Source organism: Mucilaginibacter sp. P4_E8, from assembly GCF_056401495.1.
This window is the reverse complement of record NZ_JBFUJG010000375.1, coordinates 1-1463: the sequence shown is the minus strand read 5'-3', so window position 1 is coordinate 1463 and position 1463 is coordinate 1. Positions and strand designations below refer to the sequence as shown.

2 protein-coding genes are annotated in these 1463 nt (G+C 33.0%); both read right to left on the bottom strand.

What is annotated here, in order from left to right; translation table 11 throughout:
* Nucleotides 1-605 (bottom strand): class I SAM-dependent methyltransferase (locus AC1DRQ_RS31520; RefSeq protein WP_477430087.1); only part of this gene is annotated, 605 nt, incomplete at its 3' end.
* A gap of 50 nt (nucleotides 606-655) precedes the next feature.
* A partial coding sequence (locus tag AC1DRQ_RS31515; RefSeq protein WP_477430085.1) for an oligosaccharide flippase family protein occupies nucleotides 656-1463 on the bottom strand: 808 nt, incomplete at its 5' end.

The window sequence follows — 1463 nt, the reverse complement described above, 5'->3', positions numbered from 1 at the left end:
TTGAAGCTTTCGATATTAGGTACCCCAATTAAAAGTTTACCATCTTTTTTTAAAACACGATGAACCTCATCCAAAACCGGCTCAGGGGTTGTTATATGTTCAAAGGAGTGATTCGATCTTATGTAGTCAAAAAAGTCCGAATCGAATTTTGAACTTAATAGGTCACCAGGATGTATATTTAATTGTTCAACTTCATTACCAACCTCGGCCGCGTTTTCATTTACCTCAACTCCGTATACCTGCCAGCCCTTTTTTTTCATACCGTACAGAAATTTCCCACTTCCACATCCTATATCTAAAATTTTTCCCGGCTGACTAAAAACAGGATCTAACGTACCAATATTTATGATGTATTTTTTAAATATCCTTCTGATAACTGACTGATCCTTCTCATAAAAATCCTGATATGAATAATATGTTTTGGGATACAAACTTGTTAGATGCTTATCAGATGGCATAGGATTTAAAAAAACCAGCCCGCAGTTTCCACATTTATCAATGGTGAATTCGCCTTTTATTCCATAATGCCTGTCGTGCGTTTTATAAATATTCTGTAGTTGTTCCTTTTCGCACAAAACACAGCTTTTCAAAATTGTAAAATCCATAATATTCTAAATGATGTTTTTATTAAATAATAACATAATACCTTTAACTCTTAAAACAACTCAACTTTTTTACTTATTACCATTGCCATTGGCAGTATCATGGCTATCGCTAAAAAAGCTGAATCAATTATTCTAAAATCACCTTTTATAACATGTAAGCTGTTTAACAAAACCAAAAAAATCATAAGTACTGAATATATTACATTTTTATACTCAAACAGATCCTGATAACTTAATGAAAAAGATTTATTAAAAACATTTAAGAGATACATTGATGATAATACTATCGCGCAAAACCAACCATATACAACACCATTACCACCCCAAAAATACCCCAGGATAAATGCAAATACAGCATTACTAACACCCAAAATTAAATGGAGCTTAATAAGCACATTAAGCCTCCCTTCGGCCATGTAAAAGAAATATGCCGGTCCAATAATTAAATTTATCAGTGTACTTATGGCTAAAATAAATATTGTAAAGTAAAAAATCGGCTGTACGTGCCCTATCCAGTAAAAGGATATTAAATGCCCCCCTAAAACAATTATGCACATGGCTGTTAGTGCAAAAAATACTACATTTGAAAAGATCTTTTTATAGAAAACTTGCACATCCTTTACATTCTTTGACAAATTAACCATCACAGGCACTAAACTTTGTGTGCCACTAACAATAACTCCACGGGCTTGCATAATAAGCCTGTTCGCCATTTCATAATAACCTACAAAAGCCATTCCCCCAAATTTTCCAAGCAAAATTTTGGTGATGGGTTCATTTAACATGGCAGCTAATGAAATAAATTGAAACTTCATTCCATAACTAAATATCTGTTTAAAAACTGGCTTGCTCCAGTGC